Consider the following 18,838-nt stretch of genomic DNA (forward strand, 5'->3'; position numbering starts at 1 on the left):
TGGCCGGCGATTTCGGGCACCCCCCGGTAGTCGAAAAGCTGCTTGATGCTACCTGGGGTCAGTGCCGGTTACCCGGCGGTGGGGCGCGGTGGCCGCCCGGCCGGGCCCCGGCGCCTGTCAGGGCGTCAGGCGGAGCAGCTGTTCGCCGGTCCTGGCGGAGTCGGCCACCACGGTGGCGCCGGGCGGCGGGAGTTGGCCGCGCTGGAGGAGGAGCCAGCCGGCGCCGTACTGGCGGGCGATGGCCGCGCGCCGGGGCGCGGGCGTGGCCGGGGCGAAGTACGCCTTGGTGTCGGACCAGCGGCGCGCGCGGTCGGCGTCGGGGGTGGAGGGGTCGGGCCAGGTCGGGGCGACGAGGTAGATGCCGTAGGCGGGTAGCACGTGCATCGCGTTGTAGCCGTCGGTCAGGACGACGTCGCCGACCGGGACCCGGTCGGCGACCCAGTGGTAGTCCGGCCAGCGGTAGGGATGCCGGGTGGCCACCGGCAGGAAGCGCTGCGGGACCACCGCGCCGATCTGCGCGGCCAGCCCGAGGCACAGCGCGACCGCGGCGAGCGGGGCGAGCACCTTGCGCAGCCGTGTCCAGGGCGGGACCGCGGCCACTTCCACCGCGAGCGCGAACTGCAGCGGCATCAGCAGCAGCGCGAAGACCCGCCCGTAGGTGTAGTGGCCGCTGACCCAGCCGTACGCGGCGATCGCCGCGTACGCCGTGAACATCAGCACCAGCGGGTCCCGCAGCCGCTGCCGGGCCCGCCAGGCCAGCGCGGGCACCCCGGCCAGCGCGAGGCCGTACCACTGCCAGGGGTGGGTGTAGAGCTTGCGGTGCACCCCGTCGACGGTGGTGTCGCCGGCCAGCGAGAAGACGTCGAAGTACGGCCAGGCCACCGCGACGGCCAGCGCCGCGAGGCCGCTGACCGCCCACAGCACGGCGATCCGCCGGGACCAGCCCTGCTGCCGCCCGACGACGATCGCCGCGATGCCGACGGTCGCGGCCAGCGCGGTGATCGGGTGGATGAGCAGCAGTGCCCCGGCCGCCGCGCCGAGCCCGGCGTACTCCCACGGCGTGCCGCCGCGCCGGGCCAGCCGGTCGGTCCAGGTCCACAGCAGGAAGGCCAGGCCCACCGCGAAGGCGCTCGGATACGGCGCTCCCCGGGTCAGCGACCACATGCCGCAAAAGCCGCTCCACTCCTCGCCCCGCACACCCCACAGCAGGGTGAAGGCCAGCAGCGCGTAGACCGGCGCCATCCGACGGGCGCTCAGCGTCCTGGCGAAGGCGCCGATGCCGACGACCAGCACGGCGAGATTCAGCGGCCCGCACCAGCGCACCATCTGCCATCCGGCGGCGCCGGTCAGCCGGGCGGTCAGGCCGAGCGTGACGATGTAGGGGGAGTAGTACGGGCTGTCGGTACCCGGCTCCTTGAGCAGCGGATTGGCCGGGTGCCACGGGTTGTCCTTGACCCGCTGCACCGCGGAGGCGTGCTGGCCGAAGTCGGCGGCTATGGGGGTGTGCCAGGCCACGATCGAGAGCAGCAGCCAGAAGCCGGCGCCCACCAGGACGTACGGCGTCGGCCGCCAGGCCAGTGCCCGGGTTCCGAACGTCGGCGCGATCCGCGCCTCGCCGGTCATGCGGCGGCCCCGGAACGCGGCGGCGCCGACTGGGGGCGGGCCGCCGCGCGGGCGCGTCCGCGCCGTGCCGGGTCGGCGCCCGGCAGCCGGTCGGCGGGGTGGGCGGCGGTCAGCAGCGGCAGCGCGAGGAAGCCCAGCAGGACCGGCGCGGCCATGTAGCGGAAGAGCCCGGCCGGGGTCGCGACCAGCACCGCGACCTGGAGCCCCGCCGTGGTCGCGGCCAGCGCGAGCGCCGAGCGCAGCGGGCGGCGCCGCATCATCCGCAGCACGATCAGATACGTGGCCCAGCACCACAGCGAGCCGGTCCACAGGAACCAGGTCAACTCGGGTGTACGGGCCGCGGTGTACGCCCACACGCCTGCGGAGTGCAGGCCGTCCGACGGCGGGTCGGTGCGCAGCGCCGGCAAGAAGCGGCTGTGGTCCATCAGCCCTCCGGGCCGCGAGTAGCCGAACCGGTCGGCGGGGACGACCGGTGGCTGGATGAAGATGTCGCTGTCGTTGCGGGGCAGCGCCCAGGCGATCCTGCCCCGGCACAGGTGTGCGGACAGCATCAGGTCGGGACGTTTCGCCAGGACGTGGCCCCAGGTGTCGAGCAGCTTACCGTTGAGGCGTTCCGCGGCCGGCCGGTCGAAGGGCGGGGCCATCAGAGGATCGACCCAACTGCAGTTGCTGCCGCCGGCCGACCAGTGCGCGAGCGGCGCGACCTGCGACATCACCGCGAGGTCGGAGCGGCGGAAGGTCTGCGGGGCGCGGTGGTAGGCGACCGAGATGTCGGCGTAGTTGAAGGCGTAGTAGGAGCTGGTGCTCGGCTTCTGGACGCCGATCGCCGGGTAGACGCCGAAGTTGAGGGCGAGGGCCAGCGCCGTCGGGACCAGGGTGGCGGCGGCGATCCTGCGCCAGCGGCGGGGCATCGCGGCCAGCAGCACCAGGCCCGCGACCGCCACGGCCGGGTAGGAATTGTTGCGGAAGACCGACAGCCCGGTCATCGCGGCGGCCAGCAACCACCAGTGCAGGAGCGGGCGCTGACGCGCGGCCAGGTGGGCGCAGGCACCGAAGGCCAGGACGGCGGCGATGGCGTAGGCGCTGTCCTTCCACACGAAGATGCCGAACGTGCCGGTGGACGGCACCAGGACGACGGCCAGCGGCGCGGCGGCGGCCCACCGGCCGCGCACCCCGAGCGCGCGCAGCCCGTGGCACACATAGCCGAGCGAGGCGGCGAGGGCGACGGTCTGAAGGAACGTCAGCGCCGCCAGGCCGCCGGTGATCTGCAGCGACAGCCACACCAGCACGTCGTAGGCCACCGAGTGGTCGCTGCGCCAGTGGCCGGTGGTGACCTGCCACACGTAGGTGACGGTGTCGAAGCTCATCAGCCCGGGGTAGAAGGCCAGCCACCACAGCAGCAGGACGGCCTCGCAGAGCAGTCCCACGGCGACCGGCAGCCGCGCGCGCTCCGGAACCCGGTCTGCGGCGCGGCGCAGCGCCGGAACCATGGGGAGGAAACGGGCACCGGTGAAGCGGCTGATGGTCGTCACCCGATCCCAACCGCGGCCTGCCGGCAAAGGTTTCGCCCTTCCCCGCCGATGGCTCCCGCACGCCACCCGTTCGGCGGAGCGGGACCCGTCGCGAGGTCACAAGGGCGCGCCGGACGTCACGCCCGGCGCTCGGGTGCCCCCTCGGCGACCCGCGCCGCGGTGTGCGGGTCGCCCGGCCGCTGCGGCCGGGCGGCGTCCGGCGCGGTGGTGGAGACCAGCACGAATTCGTTGTACGGGAAACGCCGTCCGGCCGCCCGGGGCAGCGGGAAGGAGTACGCCCTGCTGACCACGAGCCCGGCGGCCCGCGCTTCTTCGGCCAGCTCGTCGAAGCCGACGAAGCGCACGTGCGTCGCGTCGCTGGCGAACCCGGCCTCCTGCGGGGTGATCAGCACGACCCGGCCGCCGGGGCGTACGTAGGGCAGGTACGTGGCCAGCAGCGCCGACCCCGTGGCCGCCTCCAGGTGTTCGAGGACGTGCGCGCACAGCAGGCTGTCGAAGGCGCCGTGCTCCCAGCCCGCCGCGGTGAACTCCTCCGGGGTGTACGCGGTCAGGCCGCGCTCGCGGGCCGCCGCCACCGAGTGCGCGTTGTGGTCGACGCCGACGCTGCCCGGGGCACAGTGCCGCAGATTCCGGCCCACCCCGCAGCCGACGTCCAGCACGCGGCCCAGCCGCAGCCGGCGCAGATTCCACCGGTAGGGCGCCTGGGTGGGCAGCAGCCGCCGGGCCAGCAGGCGGGCGGTGTAGTCGGGGGAGGCGGTGTCGGACATCGGTACGCCTTTCGCTGGTGCGGCTGGTTGATCGCAGCTGGTGCGGTGCGGCTGGTCGTGTACGTACGGATCAGGTGGGCGGCGGTCCGGCGACCGGCGCCTCCGCCGGCGGTACGGGCGCGCTCGCGTGCGGCCCGCGGGGCACTGCCGCCTGCCGCCGGGAGCGCCGGTGCGCGGCGCGGCTCGCACCCGTCGTCCACCACGGTCAGCCGCCAGTCGTCGCCGTCCTGCGCCTGCACGCTGCGCACCGCGGGCCGCAGCAGCGCCGCATCGCCGTCGTGCGGGATCATCACGTCGAAGCGCGCCGGGCTCACCTGGCCGCCCTCGCGGGCTCCGGCACCCTGGGCGCGGTCCCGGCGCGCTGCGGCGCCGGGACCCGGCGGGTCACCGCGAGCAGCAGCACCAGCGCGGTCCTGGCCAGATACACCAGCGCCCGGGCCGACGACTGGCTCGGCGCTCCAGTGGCGCGCGGCCGCATCGCCACCGGCACCTGCCGCACCCGGTAGCCGCGGCGCAGCGCGCCCACCATGCTCTCGACGGTGTCGCCCAGATACTCGGCCGGATACCAGCGGGCGAAGAAGGCGATCATGTCGCGGTTGCAGGCCCGGAAACCGGAGGTCGAGTCGGTCAGCCGGGTGTCCGCCATCCCGGACAGCACCCGTGACAGCAGCCGCATCGACCAGCGGCGCGGGCCGCGTACCCGGTAGTCGCCCACGCCCGCGAAACGCGCCCCGACCACCAGGTCGGCCGTCTCCAGCGCGGCCAGCAGGGCGGGGACGTAGCCCGGGTCGTGCTGCCCGTCGGCGTCGACCTGGACGGCGGCGTCGTAGCCCTGGTCCAGGGCGTAACGGTAGCCGGTGCGCATGGCGCCGCCGACGCCGAGGTTGTAGGGCAGCCGGGCCACCCGGGCGCCGCAGGCGCGGGCGGTCTGGGCGGTGCGGTCGGTGGAGCCGTCGTCCACCACCAGGACGTCGGCGCCCGGGACCGCGGCCCGCAGCTCGGCCAGCACCGCGCCGAGGCCCTCCGCCTCGTTCCAGGCGGGCACGATGACCAGCACCCGCCGCGCGTGCGGGCCCGCGCCCGGCGTCATGCGGCGCCGCCCTCCGTGCGGCGGACCGCCACTGCCGGGGGGCGCGTCTGCTCGTCCAGCGCCGTCCTGATCAGCGCGATCTCCTCGGCGAGCGTCCTGGTCTCCTCCTCCAGGCGGCTCGACTCCCAGCTCAGGTGCAAGCACACCAGCAGGAGTAGCACGATCCCGGCGAACAGCACCAGGCTCGCTCCCGAAACGATACCGAGCGCGCGCGCCAGCGAGTCCAGCATCTGCGGGAACAGCCCGAGCGGCACCACCGCCGAACCCACCGCGAGCCACAGCGCCGCGTACTTCTCCCGCAGCTGGTGCCGGCGCAGCAGTTCCAGGATGCAGGCCAGCAGGGTCAGTCCGGTGAGCGAGGTGATCACGGACAAGTGCACGGTGAGGGCCTCCTGGAGTGCTGCGGGGATTCCGTCGTTCCGTTGTCGCGGGCCGGCGGCCGGCCGGGCCGCCCCGCTTCATCAGATGCGCGGCCCGCGCAGAATCAGGTCCGCCACGCGGGAGGCGGCCCGCCCGTCGTCCAGATGGCAGAAGGCGGCACGGAAGGCGTCGTAGGCCTCGCCGTACGGCCGCACCGCCGCGGCCGGGTCGCGCAGCGCCGCGATCAGCTCGGGTGTGGTGGACGACAGCGGACCCGGTGCCTGCGCCTCGAAGTCGAAGGTGAAGCCGCGCAGGGTGTCCCGCATATGTCCCAGGTCGGGGGTGTGCAGCAGGATCGGGCGGCCCGTGACGGCGAAGTCCGCGAGCAGCGAGGAGTAGTCGGTGACCAGGATGTCGGCGGCGAGCAGCAGTTCCGCCAGGTCGGGGTGGGCGGAGACGTCCCGGACGAAGCCGGTCGCCGGCACGGTGTCGGCGACCAGCGGGTGCGCGCGGACCAGCAGCACATGGGTGGCGGACAGCCCGGCCTCCAGGGCGGCGAGGTCGGCGGCCAGGTGCAGCCGCTGGTGGGCGGCGTCGTAGGCCTCGTCGTCGCGTACGGTCGGCGCGTACAGCACGACCGTGCGCCCGGCCGGCAGGCCGAGCCGGGCGCGGACCTCCTCGGCGACCTTGTCGCGGTCCTCGCCGCTGAGCAGGTCGTTGCGCGGCAGCCCGGTCTCGGCGATCTCCCCGTCGAAGGCCAGGGCGCGGCGCAACTCCGGGGTGCTCTGCGCGCTGGGCGACAGCAGGACGGTCCACTGGTCGCCGCGCAGCGGCTGCGGCCACATGTGGGTGAGGTCGGCGCACAGGGTGCCCGCCAGGTCCTGGCCGAAGCGCTTGACCGGGGTGCCGTGCCAGGTCTGCACCACGTGCTGGCCGTCCCGGCGGCGGAAGAAGGCCGGCAGGTGGGAGTTGGTGACGATGTTCCGGCTGCGGGCCAGCGCCTCGTACCAGGCATGGCTGCCCAGCACCACGGGCCGCGCGGCGGCCGGCACCGGCGTCGTCCGGTCCGCGACCGCCCACACGTGGTCCAGCGGGGCGCCGCGCCGCACCAGCTCGTCGTGCACCGCGCGGGGCGAGTCGTCGCAGCGGCGGCCGTCGAAGCTGCTGTAGAGGACGGTGTCGGTGAGCTGGCGGCGGGCCAGCACCGGGTAGCGCCGCTCGCGCAGCATCCGCTGCCGGTACGGCCCGCGGTCCGCCGCGGGGACCGCCGAGCCGGCGGTGACGAACAGATGGTCGTGGAAGCGCCGGTCGAGAGTGACCGGGCGCTCCCCCTCGGCCACCAGCAGGTCGAGCGGCAGCGTGCTCATCGTCTGCGGCGCGACCCGGACGGGGGTGTCCGTGCCGCCCGCCCGCAGATGCAGATACCACCGCCCGGCGTGCGGCAGCGCCCCGACGTCGAGGGACGCCGAGAAGTGCCCGGGCGCCGCCTCCGTGACGACATCGGCGCCGGTCTCGGCGCGGTAGGTGCCGTGCCGCAGCATCAGCCGGGCGGGCGCGGGCTGCTCACCGCCGGGTCCTTCCGGCGCTTCGGGCGCGGCCACGTGCGGGGGGAGTTCGCCGGCGACCAGCAGGCGGCCGTCCGGGGTGAAGGCGACACGGTCGGCGACCGCCTGCGGGATGCGGTCGCGCAGCACCAGGTTGCCGGCCGCGGTGCCCTCCACGGACAGCTCGCGCGGGCCGCTGCCGCCCAGCCGCTCGTCGGGGGCCAGCGCGTAGCGTCCCGGCGGCAGGTCGCGGTCCAGGGCGACCCTGGCCCGGCCGCCGTCGGGGAAGACGACCTCGGCCGTCCAGGTCGCGGTCGTCTCCGGCGCGACCTCCTTCGGCAGCCCGGCCGCCGGGGGCCGCGCCCCGCCCAGGTCGGCGAGCGCGACGTCGGCGGCCAGCGCGGTCCACCCGCCGGAGCCGCCGGAGCCGGCCGCACCCCCGGAGCCGCCGGAGCCGCCCGGGCCGCCCGGGCCGCCCGGGCCCTCCGGGCCTGCGGAGCCGCCCTCCGGCGTCAGCGGGTAGTCGAAGGCGGCCCCCGACGTCTGCTGGGTCAGCCGCACCGCCACCGGCGGCGTACGGTCGCGGACCGCGAGGTCCAGGCGCAGCAGGCCGTCCCCTGACGGGCGGTGGGCGGTGAGGCGCCGGGTGACCGGCTCGACCGACAGATGGAGCCTGCCGTCCTTGTACCAGGGCACCAGCCGGGTGTCGTCGTCCAGCGGGAAGGGCACCGGCGAGGAGCCCGCGCCGGCCTCCTCGGCACGCAGCGCGGCCGGCCGCAGGGAGCCGCCGCCCGCCAGCACGATGCCGATCCGCCACTGCGCCGCCTTCCAGCCGCCGTCGGTGCGCAGCCGCGCCGGGTCGACGGTGATCTCGAAGCCGGACCAGTCGTAGCAGTGCCGCTCCTGCGTCTGCTCGTCGGTGACCTCGGGCGTCCGCACCGTCCGCACCGGCAGCAGCAGCCGGCGCCGTCCGCAGGCGGCGACGGCGGTCTTGAGCGAGGAGCGCCGGGTGCGGGCGTCCACGTTGCGGATGTAGGCGTAGCCCTTGAGCACCAGCTTGCCGTCGCGCCACTCCAGATCCCGCAGCCGGGCGAGGACCGGCAGGTCGGAGGGGCCGGCCGCGCTCGCCGCCCGGGACAGCGGCACCGGCGAGCCGTCGGGGCGTACGACGACGGCGCGTTTGCGCAGCGGCAGCCCGGCGAGGTCGAAGACGGTGCGCCCGCCCTGCCGTTCGTGGCCGAGCACGGTCAGCAGGTCGTCGAGCCTGCCCTGCCTGATCAGCTCCCAGCGCAGCCGCAGCTCGACCGGCAGCCCGGCGTAGAGGGTGGGATCGACCCGGCTGAGGAAGTCGCCGGCCCGCTCCATGAAGACGTGGCGGTATTCGGGTCCCGCCATCGGCAGGGCCTCGATGAAGTAGAGCAGGTCGTCGGTGAGGACCGACCGGTCGTAGTCCCGCTTGTGCTTGCTCCAGCGGGTGTTGGCCGGGTCGGCGAGGAAGCGCGAGACCCCGTCCACGGCGGCGATCCTGTCGCGTACCCCCCTGACGTCGGTGCGCCGCCGGGTGATCGAGCCCTCGCGGATCCGCCAGTAGTACACGTGCTCGTGCAGGACGTCGACGGCGTCGGCGAGGAAGTGCGCCGGGATGGTCAGCGGTGTGTCCTCGTACAGCACGCCCTCGGGGAAGGCGAGGCCGTGGGTGTCCCAGAAGGTGCGGCGGAAGACCTTGTTCCAGGCCACCCGGTCCGACAGCAGGGCCAGGTCGCGGGTGATGTGGGTGCGGCTGACGGTCCTGGTCATGTCGCGGTGCTGCCAGGCCTGGCTGCGGCCGGCGGTGGTCAGCCGGTAGACGTTCCCGGTGGCGAAGTCCGACCCCGACCGGTCGAGCAGCCCGGTCAGCTGCTCGTACGCGCGCGGCGGCAGCACGTCGTCGCTGTCGATGAACGTCAGGTACGGGGTCGCGGGGTCGGCGTTGCGCGCACCGGTGTTGCGGGCGTGGCCGAGGCCGCCGTTGTCCTGGGAGACCAGCCGGAAGCGCGGGTCGCCGGCGGCGAACTCCCGCGCGATGTCCGCACTGGTGTCCGTCGAACCGTCGTCCACCATCACCACATCAAGCTCGGCCAGCGTCTGCGCGGCGATCGAGCGCAGGCATTCCTCCAGGTACTGCTCGACGTTGTGGACGGGGACGACGACGGTCAGGCGGGGCGTCATGGTGGGACAACGCTCCTTTCGGGACGGCGGCGGCAGACCATGCCGTGTGCTCAACTCGCCCCGCGCGCAGCGGTCACCGAAGGTAGGCCGAACGAGCGACGCGGCCTCGTGGATCGACACAGAGTGCCCGGCCAATTACCCTCGGACGTTATCCCGCCCCGGTAACCACCGATCTGTCCAGGATGGTCATGCCCCGTTTCAGCGTCGTCGTCCCCGCCCATCGCGCGCAGGGCTTCCTGCGCCCCTGCCTGGAGTCCGTGCTCGACCAGTCCTTCGGCGACGTCGAGGTGATCGCGGTGGACGACGCCTCACCCGACGCGTGCGGCGCGATCATCGCCGACCTCGCCGCCGCGGACCCCCGTGTCGTACCAGTGCGCCTGGACCGCACCGGCGGCACCGGGCCTGCCAGGGACGCGGGCGCCGCCCGCGCGAGCGGCGACTACCTGGTCTTCCTCGACGCCGACGACCTCATGGCGCCCGGCACCCTGGCCGCCCTCGACACCCGGCTCGGCCGCACCGGCGACCCCGATGTGCTGCTCTACGACCACGAGCGCTTCACCGTGTGGGAGAACGTCCAGGAGAGCGGCGACGGCGACTTCCTGGCCGCCGCGGGCGAACGCGTCTTCACCGCCGCCGACCTCCCCGACTGCCTGGCCTGCTACCCGGCCGCCTGGAACCGCGCGGTACGCCGGGGCTTCTGGACCTCCCGCGCCTTCTCCTTCGGCGCCGCCCCCTACGCCGACATCGCCGTCGCCACCCGGGTGCTCACCGCCGCGCCGCGCATCGCGTGCCTGGACCGGGTGTGCGTCCGCTGGCGCAAGCGCCGCTCGGGCAGCGTCACCACCACCCGCGGCGCCCACCACCTGGCCGTGCTCGACCGCTACACCGAAGTCCTCGCAGAGCTGTCGGGGGACGCCGAAAGGGCCGCGCTGTACGGGCAGATGGCCGCGGTCCTGATGGCCGTCGGCGAGGACCGGCTCACCCCGCAGGCCGCACCCGACTTCGTCCGCAGGGCCGGCCGGCTGCTCACCGACCACCGCCCGCCCGGCTGGACCGCCCCCGAGCCGAAGGAGGCCCGCTGGGTCAGGGCCGCCGGCACGGGTTCGTACGGCCGCTACCGCGCGGCACTCGGCGTCCGGGCGCTCGCGATGCAGGTCGCCAAGAGGCTCAGGTCACGCAAGAACAGCCTGGCCCGCGCGGCCTACCAGCGCTACTACCGGCTGCGGCTGCGCCGGCCCCTCGACCCGGGCCTGGTCGTCTACGCGGCCTACTGGAACCGCGGGGTGTCCTGCAACCCGGCCGCGATCTACCGCAAGGCCGCGGAGATCGCCCCGCACCTGCGCGGCGTCTGGGTCGTCAACAAGCGCGACCGGGACGCGCTGCCGCCCGGCACCGAGCACGTCGTCGTCAACTCCCGCCGCTACTGGGACGTCCTGGCACGGGCCGGCCACCTGGTCAACAACGCGAACTTCACCGGGACCATCGTCAAGCGGCCCGGCCAGACGTATGTGCAGACCCACCACGGCACCCCGCTCAAGCACATGGGCATGGACCTGCGCGCGCGGCCCGCGGTCGGCAAGGGGATGAGCTTCGGCCGGCTGCTCGACCACGCCGACCAGTGGGACTACTCGCTGGTCTCCAACCAGCACTCCGCGGAGGTCTTCGACCGGGTCTACCCCAGCGGCTACCGCACCCTCCCCAGCGGCTACCCGCGCAACGACGTCTTCTACACGGCCGGCCCCGACGACGTCCGCCGCGCCCGCCAGTCGCTCGGGCTCGCCCCCGGCACGACGGCGATCCTCTACGCGCCCACCCACCGCGACTACCAGCGCGAGTTCGTCCTCCCGCTGGACCTCGAACGCCTCGCCCGCGAACTCGGTCCCGGCTACACGCTGCTGGTGCGGGCCCACTACTTCTACGGGCAGAGCCCGCAGCTCGAAGAGCTGCACGCCGCGGGGGCCATCGTGGACGTCTCCGGGCACGCGTGCGTCGAGGAGCTGTGCCTCGCGTCGGACGCGCTGGTCACCGACTTCTCCTCGCTGATGTTCGACTACGCCAACCTCGACCGGCCGATCGTTGTCCACGCCGCCGACTGGGCGGCCTACCGGGCCGCCCGGGGCGTCTACTTCGACCTGCTGTCGGGGCGGCCGGGCGAGACGCCGGGGGCGGTCGCCCACGACGAGGTGGCGCTGGCCGGGGTCTTCCGCGGCGGCGCGTGGCGCGGCGAGGCCGCGGGCGCTCTGCGGGCCGCCTTCCGCGAGCGCTTCTGCGGCTACGACGACGGGCTCGCCGCCGAGCGGGTCGTGCGGCGGGTCTTCCTCGGCGAGGAGGGGCTCGTCCCGTACCGCCCCCTCGCCGACCGCCACCCGGCGCCGTCCCCGGCCTCCCTGACCGACCCGTCCCCGGCGCCCGCGGTGCCGATGCCCTGACGGGGGTGCCGCCGTGAGGGGGCGGGCTCAGTGCAGCTGCGGGTCCGTCACCGGGTGGTCGCGGGCAGGGGTGGTCGCGGGGCGGCGTTCGGGGAGGGGGACGACCGGCGGCAGGCCGCCCTCCTCGCGGAGGAAGACCCGGCGGACCACCCGTTCCGCCGCGTGCCCGTCGTCGTAGGGGCAGAAGCGGGCCCGGAAGGCCGCGCGCAACTGCGCCGAGCGCGTGCCCGACCAGGAACCGGTCGCGAGGATGTCGGTCAGCTCCTCCTGGCTGGCCGCGACGAGTCCGGGCGGCTCGGCGGTGACGTCGAAGTACGCGCCGCGCGTCGTGCGGTAGGTCTCCCAGTCCGCGGTGTGCAGCACGATCGGCCGGTCGAGGCCCGCGTAGTCGAACATCAGCGACGAGTAGTCGGTGATGAGTCCGTCGGAGGCCAGGCACAGCTCCTCCGCCGAGGGGTGCCCCGAGACGTCGATGATCCGCGGGTGGGCGGCGGCGGCCGGGTCCCCGGGCGGGTAGAAGTAGTGCGTGCGCAGCAGCAGCGTGACGCCCGGGCCCAGTTCCTCGGCGAGCCGCGGCAGGTCGAGCGCCGGCCGGTACCCGCGCTGGTGGTCGCGGTGGGTGGGGGCGTACAGCAGCGCCGTCGAGGTGCGGGGGATGCCGAGGCCGTCGCGCACCGCGAGCACGTCGTCCGGGGTGGCCCGGTGGAAGACGTCGGTGCGCGGCTGGCCGTATTCGAGGCAGGTGAAGGCGGCGGGGTAGGCGCGTTCCCAGACCAGGCTGGAGTGCCGGCTGGCCGAGACGCTGTAGTCCCAGCGGTCGACGTGGCGCAGCAGCCGTTCGAAGTCCACGCCGTTCGCGGCGGCCGGGTGCTGGATCAGGTCGACGCCCATGTGCTTGAGCGGGGTGCCGTGGTGGGTCTGCACATTGATCTGGCCGGGCCGTTTGGCGTAGCGGTGGTGGAAGTTGACGTTGCTGACCAGGTAGGAGGCGCGGGCCATGGCCTTCCAGTAGCCGGCCGAGCCGGGTTCGAGCCTGAGCACCCCGGGCGGCAGGGTGTGCGCGTGCTCCGCGGTGGTCACCCAGGCGGTCCGCATGTGCGGGGCGAGGTCGCGCACCGCGGCCTCGACGGCGGCCGGGTTGCAGGCGTAGCCGCGGTCCCAGTAGGCGGAGAAGACCGCGAGGTCGGGGTCGAGCGGCCGGCGCCGCTGCGTCAGGTAGTACGCGTGCAGCGCCGCCGTCCGCAGCCGTCCGCCCGCGGCCCTGACCCGGCGTGCCAGCCGCAGCCGCAGCCGGTGGGCACCGCCGAGGGCCTGGAAGGTGCGCCGGGCACCGAGCGCGATCAGCAGATAGCGCACCCCGCTGCGCCGGTTCAGCGCGAAACGGAAGCCGGCCGGCCGCAGTCTGCGGTACTGCGCGCGGCAGCGCCGGAAGTATTCCGGGCGGGACGACCTGGGCAGCCGGTCGGGCAGGTTGAAGACCGTGGTCAGGTGGTCGAGCATCCGGCGGAAGAGCACCGTGCGCCAGCGCTCCAGCTCGGGGCGGCTGTCGAGGAAGGCGAACAGCAGGTCGTACTGCTTGAAGATCTCGAAGTGCCGGCGGCTGGTGGTGTGCAGGATGCCCCGCTTGCGGCGCTGCCGGTAGTGCACGCACACCTGGTCGAGCAGCGCGATCGTCTCCGCGGTCATCAGCACCGGGTACGTCCACGGCGTGTCCTCGTAGTAGCCGACCGGGAAGGTCACCCCGATCCGGTTGAGGAAGTCGCGGCGGTAGGCCTTGTTCCAGGCGACCATGATCAGCCGCAGCAGGCCGGGCCGTTCGTCGAGCGAGAACACCTGCGGGTCGGTCCTGGCCAGCAGCGCGCTGAATCTGTTGCGCTCCGCCTCGCCGTTCCAGTAGGTGCGGTCGTAGTCGAAGATCAGCAGGTCAGGGCGGCCGGTCCGGTCGATCCGGTCGGCGATGGCCCGCAGGGCGCCGGGGGCGTAGGTGTCGTCGCTGTCGAGGAAGAGCACGTAGTCGCCGGTGGCCCGGGCCAGCCCGGCGTTGCGGGCCCGGCCCAGGCCGACGTTCTCGGCCAGGTGCAGGACGCTCACCCGGCGGTCGCGGGCCGCGTAGGCGTCAGCGATCTCCCCGCTGCCGTCCGGCGAGCAGTCGTCCACCACGATCAGCTCGACGTCGTCGAAGGACTGGTCGAGCACGGAGTCCAGGCAGGCGTGCAGATACGCCTGCACGTGGTAAACGGGCACGATGACGCTGAAGCGGGGCACAGCAGCACATCCAGGTTCGACGCGGGGGCACAGGACACTACGACCACATACGCGGTGAATGCGGTATGTGACGCTGTATATCCTGCGAACGCGCGGCTGCCCCGCTGGTTACGCCTGATGGCGCAGCGCGCGGCGCAGCCTGACGAAGCCTTTGGACACGAACGGCGGCAGCACGTTGAGCACCAGCCGCCGCAGCGGGGAGCGCCGCCGGGGCGCGGGCGCCGGCGGCTCGGCCAGGGCGGGCGCCGGCTCGGGTACGGGCTCGGGCAGCACCTCGGCCGGCGGCTCCTCGCGGTGGTGCCGGGACGCCGGGTGGGGCGGCGGCACCGCCTTGGCGCCCTTGACCCGGATCAGCGGGGCGCCCGCCACCGCCTCCACGCCGTGCCACAGGTCGTCGCGCCCGGCCAGGAATTCCAGCAGCTGCTCGCGCAACGGCGCCGGATCGCCCCAGGTGCCGTAGAGCTTGGTGCCGGTCACGCATACGGGGCTGAGCCCGCCGGTCGCGACCGCCTCCCAGACCGCGGCGGCCACCCCGGGGCAGTGCTCGGAGCGGTAGTCGTCCAGCGCGACGATGCCGTGCGGGTGCAGCAGCGTCCTGGTGTCCTCGATGTCGCCGCGTACGTGCTCGTAGAGGTGCGAGCCGTCGATGTGCGCGAAGCGGCAGCTGGCGGCCTGCACCCGGTCCCGTACGAGCGAGGACAGGCCCTGGATCACCTGCGGCAGCCCGTCGTGGAAGGACAGGTAATTGGCCTCGAACGAGCGACGGGTGAGCGTCGGGTAGGAGTACCGCATCTCCGCGGAATTCGCGTCGTCCTGCGCCGGGGAATCGAACAGGTCGCAGACGGTGAAGGTCTCCGCCTCCCGCAGGTAGCTGCCCATGAAGATCGCGCTCTTGCCCATGTAGGCGCCGATCTCCAGCAGGTCGCCCGGCTCGGTCAGCTCCTGCTGGCGGCTCAGGAACCAGTCGAAGAGCACCTGGTCGACGGGGAAGAACCAGCCCTTCACCTCGGCGAGCGAGGCGGGCGCGGGAAGCTGCTCGCCGGCCGGATCGGCGGCGGTGGGGGTGAGCGTCATGGGGATCCGTTCGAACGGTGGGAGCCCCCGGTGCGGACGGCTCCCGGCTGCGGGGGGCGTCAGTGTAAACGTCCCCCGCGGCCGGATTTGTCCGTCGTGTCACCGTGTCGCCGCCCCGCCGCGCGGGCGGGGACGGCGGCGCGGCTACTTGACCGCGCCCGCCATCACTCCCGACACGAACTGCCGCTGGAAGGCGAAGAAGACCGCCAGCGGGATCACCATCGACACGAAGGCGCCCGGCGCCAGGATGTCGATGTTGTTGCCGAACTGCCGCACCTGCTGCTGGAGCGCCACCGTGATCGGCTGCGAGTCGCTGTTGGCGAAGATCAGCGCGACCAGCATGTCGTTCCACACCCACAGGAACTGGAAGATGCCCAGCGACGCGATGGCCGGGCCGCCCAGCGGCATCACCACTCGGGTGAACAGCCGCAGTTCGCCCGCGCCGTCCAGCCGGGCCGCCTCCAGCAGCTCCCGGGGGATCTCCGCGAAGAAGTTCCGCAGCAGGAAGATCGCGAACGGCAGCCCGAAGGCGGTGTGGAAGAGCACCACCCCGGAGATGTCACCGAAGATCCCGATGTCGCCGAAGAGCTTCGCCACCGGGATCAGCGCCACCTGCACCGGCACCACCAGCATCGCGACCACGGCGATGAACCACCAGTCCCGGCCGGGGAAGTCCATCCACGCGAAGGCGTAACCGGCCAGTGAGCCGATCACCACCACCAGCAGGGTCGTCGGAATGGTGATCATCGCCGTGTTCACCAGTGAGTCGGTGATGGCGTGGTTGTCCAGCAGGGTGCGGTAGTTGGTCACCGTCAGCTGCGACGGCGAGGTGAAGACCTTCCACCAGCCGCTCGCCGATATGTCGGCGGGGGTCCGCAGGCTGGACAGCAGCAGGCCGAACGTCGGCAGCAGCCAGAACAGGCCCACCACCAGCAGGACGATCCGCACCACCCCGCCGCCGGCCACCGCCGCCAGCCGGGCGCCCAGGCTCGCCCTGGGCCGTGCCGTGGCCGGTCTCTCCGGCCGTTCCAGGGGCGCCGCGGTCCCCGCCGGACCCGGCCCCGCGCTCGCGTCCGCGCTCATCGCCGTCCCTCCCTGCGCAGCCGCCGGATGTTGAAGATCATGACCGGCAGCACCAGCAGCAGCAGGATCACACCGATCGCACTGCCGACGCCCTGGTCGTCACCGCCGCCGAACGACGACAGATACAGCTGGAGCGCCAGCACGTTGGCGTTCTGCTGGGTGTTGCCCGGCGCGATGATGTACACGAGGTCGAAGATCTTGAGCACATTGATCATCAGCGTGACCGTGACCACCACCAGCACCGGGGCCAGCAGCGGCACGGTGATCCGGCGGAAGACCTGCCACTCGTTGGCGCCGTCCACCCGGGCCTGCTCCATCAGCTCCCTGGGCACCCCGGCCAGACCCGCCGCGATCAGCACCATCGCGAAACCGGCCCACATCCAGATGTAGGACACGATGATCGACGGTGTCACCAGGTCAGGGCCGAGCCAGTTGATGCCGTTGTACTTCCCGGAGAAGTTCGACGCGGGCAGCCGCAGCTGGGCGCCGACCGCACTGGCCGGCAGCTTGTACGTGCCGTCCTTGCCGGACTTCGCCGACGCGACGACCCTGCCGTCCTTGACCGCCTGCACCTTCACCCCGGACAGCGCCTTCTCACCGGGGTCGATCACCCCCGGCTTGCCGGTGCCGCCGGGCCGGAAGTCCAGCCATACGGTGCCGGTCACCGCGCCCGGCTGCGGGGCCGCCGGCCTCGCGTCCCGCGCGCCGGACGGCACCTTGTTCTGCGGGATGCCGATCAGCGGGAGATCCGCCGGGGCGCCCGCGGTCGCGGCCGACTTCGAGGTGAAGGAACCGCCCGCGGACGGTGCCAGATCGCTGTTGGGCCGCGGCCTGGCGCCCGGGTAGGCGGAGTTGTCGGTGAAGGTGTCGTGCACCGCCACCACCACCGCGTTCGCCACGCCCTGCGAGGGGTCCTGCTCGTAGACCAGCCGGAAGATGATCCCGGCGGCCAGCATCGAGATCGCCATCGGCATGAAGACGATCAGCTTGAACACCGTGCCCCAGCGCACCCTTTCGGTGAGCACCGCGAACACCAGCCCGAGCGCGGTCGCCACGGCCGGCGCGACCAGCACCCAGATCACGTTGTTGCGCACCGCGGTCAGGATGCCGTGGTCGGTGAAGACCGTGCCGAAGTTCTTCAGCCCGATGAAGGCGCTGCCGTCCGCGTCGTACAGGCTCCGCTTGATGGTGTAGATGATCGGATACGCCACCAGCGCGCCCAGCAGCACCAGCGCGGGCAACAGGAACACCGCGGCCACCCACGGCCGGGTGCCCATCACACTGCGACGGGGGCCGGATCCCTTTCCGGGACCCGGCGGGGGCGGTACGGCGGCGGCGGAACCGCCGCCTCCCGCCCCCGCGGTGGCACCAGCCACCTGTGCCGGGGCCACGTGCCTCAGCTCCCGTACGCCTTGGCGGCGTCCGACTCCAGCTTGGCCTGCGCGCCCGCCACGTCGGACGGCTTGGCGAGGAAGTCCTGGAGGTCCTTCCACTCGCCTTCGCCCTTCGTCCCGCCGAAGGCCGCCGGCGCCTGGTCCGACATGTCGAACCGGAAGTCGTCGCCCGCGGCGATCAGGGACTCGGCGATGTTGCGCTGCACATCGTCCGGATACGCCGCCAGGTCCAGCGACTTGTTCGGCGAGAGGTAACCGCCGCCCTGCGCCCAGATCTTGGCCGCGTCCGTCGAGGCGATGAACGTCAGCAGCGCCTGGGCGCCGGGGCTGTCCTTGAGTGCGACACCCACGTCACCGCCGCTGACCACCGGCGCCTTGCCCGTACCGACGGCCGGGAAGGCGAACTCCTTGGCGTCCGTGCCGACCTTCGCCTTGGTGTTCGCCGAGATGAAGGCCGAGACGAAGTCCGCCTCGTAGACCATCGCGGCGGCCGGCGGATTGCCAGTGAAGGTCTGCGTCACCGACTTCGGGAAGTCGGTGGCCAGCGCGCCCTTGGCCCCGCCGGCGACGAGGTCCTTGTTGCCGAACAGCTGGCCCAGCGTGGTCAGCGCCGCCTTCACGGACGGGTCCGTCCACTTGATGGTGTGCGCGGCCAGCTGGTCGTACTTCTCCGGGCCCGCCTGCGACAGGTAGATGTTCTCGAACCAGTCGGTCAGGGTCCAGCCGTCCGCGCCGCCGATCGAGACCGGCGGGGTGCCCGACTCGAAGACCGTCTCGGCCGTCTTCAGGAAGTCGTCCCAGGTCTTGGGCTCGGTCGCGCCCGCGTTGCTGAAGGCCGAGGCGTTGTACCAGATCATCGATTTGTTCGAGACCTTGGCGTAGACGCCGTACTGCTTGCCCTTCCACGCACCGAGCTTCTGCCAGCCCGGGGAGAAGTTCTTGCTCAACTGGGCCTGTGCCTCAGGACCCAGCGGTTTCAGCCAGCCCTTGTCGGCGAACTGGTGCATCACGCCGTTCTGTGCAAGGAAGGCCACGTCCGGCGGAGCGCCGCCCTGGATCTTCGTGCCCAGGAAGGTCGACTGGCTGTCGCCGGTCGGCACGAAAGTGGTCTTCGCACCGGTGCGCTTGTCGAACTCGTTGAGCACCTTCTGGAAGTTCTCCTGCTCCGGCCCGGTCCATACCGCGGCCACTTCCAGCTTCTGGCCGTGCAGGTCGGGCAGTTGCAGGGCGGCGTTGCTGCTGCCGCCGGCCGACGCCGAGGTCGTGGGCGTGTCGCTCTTCTTGTCCCCGTCGTCGCTTCCTCCGCATCCCGCTGCGGTCAGCGCCAGCGCCGACGCGGAGACGACCGCGAGCGCTATGCGCGTAGTACGGCGTGTTTCGCTGCCGCTCGCGGCGATTTGCGTCTTACCCTTTAACCTGTGCATCTGGCATCCCCTCAGTCCCGTTGCGCCCTGTCCTACGCCCGGTGA

Annotated in this window: 12 protein-coding genes; 1 reads left to right on the forward strand and 11 read right to left on the reverse strand. The window is 73.1% G+C overall.

The genetic code is table 11. The features are described from left to right. Nucleotides 1-117 precede the first annotated feature (117 nt). The 6 genes from OHA86_RS24665 to OHA86_RS24690 all read right to left on the reverse strand — a co-directional run bounded on the left by OHA86_RS24665 (nucleotide 118) and on the right by OHA86_RS24690 (nucleotide 9,124). Nucleotides 118-1,623 (reverse strand): hypothetical protein, encoded by a 1,506-nt coding sequence (locus tag OHA86_RS24665; RefSeq protein WP_329178566.1) that lies wholly within the window; start codon nucleotides 1,621-1,623, stop codon nucleotides 118-120. Beyond that, nucleotides 1,620-3,155, reverse strand: a complete 1,536-nt coding sequence (locus tag OHA86_RS24670; RefSeq protein WP_329178567.1) for a hypothetical protein — start codon at nucleotides 3,153-3,155, stop codon at nucleotides 1,620-1,622. The genes OHA86_RS24665 and OHA86_RS24670 overlap by 4 nt, the downstream gene beginning before the upstream one ends. Nucleotides 3,156-3,271: 116 nt before the next feature. Then, a complete protein-coding gene (locus OHA86_RS24675; RefSeq protein WP_329178569.1) occupies nucleotides 3,272-3,922 on the reverse strand; it encodes a class I SAM-dependent methyltransferase in 651 nt (216 codons plus the stop codon). A gap of 310 nt (nucleotides 3,923-4,232) precedes the next feature. Continuing rightward, nucleotides 4,233-5,012, reverse strand: coding sequence for a glycosyltransferase family 2 protein (locus OHA86_RS24680; RefSeq protein ID WP_329178572.1), 780 nt, complete (start codon nucleotides 5,010-5,012; stop codon nucleotides 4,233-4,235). Continuing rightward, complete coding sequence (locus OHA86_RS24685; RefSeq protein WP_329178574.1) at nucleotides 5,009-5,392, reverse strand: DUF2304 domain-containing protein; 384 nt, start codon at nucleotides 5,390-5,392, stop codon at nucleotides 5,009-5,011. The genes OHA86_RS24680 and OHA86_RS24685 overlap by 4 nt, the downstream gene beginning before the upstream one ends. A gap of 81 nt (nucleotides 5,393-5,473) precedes the next feature. Beyond that, nucleotides 5,474-9,124, reverse strand: coding sequence for a bifunctional glycosyltransferase/CDP-glycerol:glycerophosphate glycerophosphotransferase (locus OHA86_RS24690; protein WP_329178576.1), 3,651 nt, complete (start codon nucleotides 9,122-9,124; stop codon nucleotides 5,474-5,476). 188 nt (nucleotides 9,125-9,312) lie between these two features. Between OHA86_RS24690 and OHA86_RS24695 the strand changes: the two genes are divergently transcribed. Next, entirely contained in the window at nucleotides 9,313-11,553 is a 2,241-nt protein-coding gene (locus tag OHA86_RS24695; RefSeq protein ID WP_329178577.1) for a bifunctional glycosyltransferase/CDP-glycerol:glycerophosphate glycerophosphotransferase, read from the forward strand. A gap of 27 nt (nucleotides 11,554-11,580) precedes the next feature. Here the strand turns inward: OHA86_RS24695 and OHA86_RS24700 are convergent, their stop codons facing one another. The 5 genes from OHA86_RS24700 to OHA86_RS24720 all read right to left on the reverse strand — a co-directional run bounded on the left by OHA86_RS24700 (nucleotide 11,581) and on the right by OHA86_RS24720 (nucleotide 18,793). Continuing rightward, nucleotides 11,581-13,818 (reverse strand): bifunctional glycosyltransferase/CDP-glycerol:glycerophosphate glycerophosphotransferase, encoded by a 2,238-nt coding sequence (locus OHA86_RS24700; RefSeq protein WP_329178578.1) that lies wholly within the window; start codon nucleotides 13,816-13,818, stop codon nucleotides 11,581-11,583. 108 nt (nucleotides 13,819-13,926) lie between these two features. Then, entirely contained in the window at nucleotides 13,927-14,892 is a 966-nt protein-coding gene (locus OHA86_RS24705; protein WP_329178580.1) for a class I SAM-dependent methyltransferase, read from the reverse strand. Between the two features lie 144 nt (nucleotides 14,893-15,036). After that, nucleotides 15,037-15,975, reverse strand: coding sequence for a carbohydrate ABC transporter permease (locus OHA86_RS24710; RefSeq protein WP_329178582.1), 939 nt, complete (start codon nucleotides 15,973-15,975; stop codon nucleotides 15,037-15,039). Further along, nucleotides 15,972-17,252 (reverse strand): carbohydrate ABC transporter permease, encoded by a 1,281-nt coding sequence (locus OHA86_RS24715; protein ID WP_329178583.1) that lies wholly within the window; start codon nucleotides 17,250-17,252, stop codon nucleotides 15,972-15,974. Before OHA86_RS24715 ends, OHA86_RS24710 begins: the two co-directional genes overlap by 4 nt. Nucleotides 17,253-17,371: 119 nt before the next feature. Next, nucleotides 17,372-18,793, reverse strand: coding sequence for an ABC transporter substrate-binding protein (locus OHA86_RS24720; RefSeq protein ID WP_329178584.1), 1,422 nt, complete (start codon nucleotides 18,791-18,793; stop codon nucleotides 17,372-17,374). Nucleotides 18,794-18,838 lie beyond the last annotated feature (45 nt).

Source organism: Streptomyces sp. NBC_01477, assembly GCF_036227245.1.
Classification (GTDB): Bacteria; Actinomycetota; Actinomycetes; order Streptomycetales; family Streptomycetaceae; genus Actinacidiphila.

Excerpts from the sequence above, each read along its gene's own strand:
- OHA86_RS24695 (WP_329178577.1), top strand. The coding sequence starts at position 9,313 with ATGCCCCGTTTCAGCGTCGTCGTCCCCGCCCATCGCGCGCAGGGCTTC.
- OHA86_RS24690 (WP_329178576.1), bottom strand. The coding sequence starts at position 9,124 with ATGACGCCCCGCCTGACCGTCGTCGTCCCCGTCCACAACGTCGAGCAG.
- OHA86_RS24705 (WP_329178580.1), bottom strand. The coding sequence starts at position 14,892 with ATGACGCTCACCCCCACCGCCGCCGATCCGGCCGGCGAGCAGCTTCCC.
- OHA86_RS24715 (WP_329178583.1), bottom strand. The coding sequence starts at position 17,252 with ATGGGCACCCGGCCGTGGGTGGCCGCGGTGTTCCTGTTGCCCGCGCTG.
- OHA86_RS24720 (WP_329178584.1), bottom strand. The coding sequence starts at position 18,793 with ATGCACAGGTTAAAGGGTAAGACGCAAATCGCCGCGAGCGGCAGCGAA.
- OHA86_RS24675 (WP_329178569.1), bottom strand. The coding sequence starts at position 3,922 with ATGTCCGACACCGCCTCCCCCGACTACACCGCCCGCCTGCTGGCCCGG.
- OHA86_RS24680 (WP_329178572.1), bottom strand. The coding sequence starts at position 5,012 with ATGACGCCGGGCGCGGGCCCGCACGCGCGGCGGGTGCTGGTCATCGTG.
- OHA86_RS24710 (WP_329178582.1), bottom strand. The coding sequence starts at position 15,975 with ATGAGCGCGGACGCGAGCGCGGGGCCGGGTCCGGCGGGGACCGCGGCG.
- OHA86_RS24665 (WP_329178566.1), bottom strand. The coding sequence starts at position 1,623 with ATGACCGGCGAGGCGCGGATCGCGCCGACGTTCGGAACCCGGGCACTG.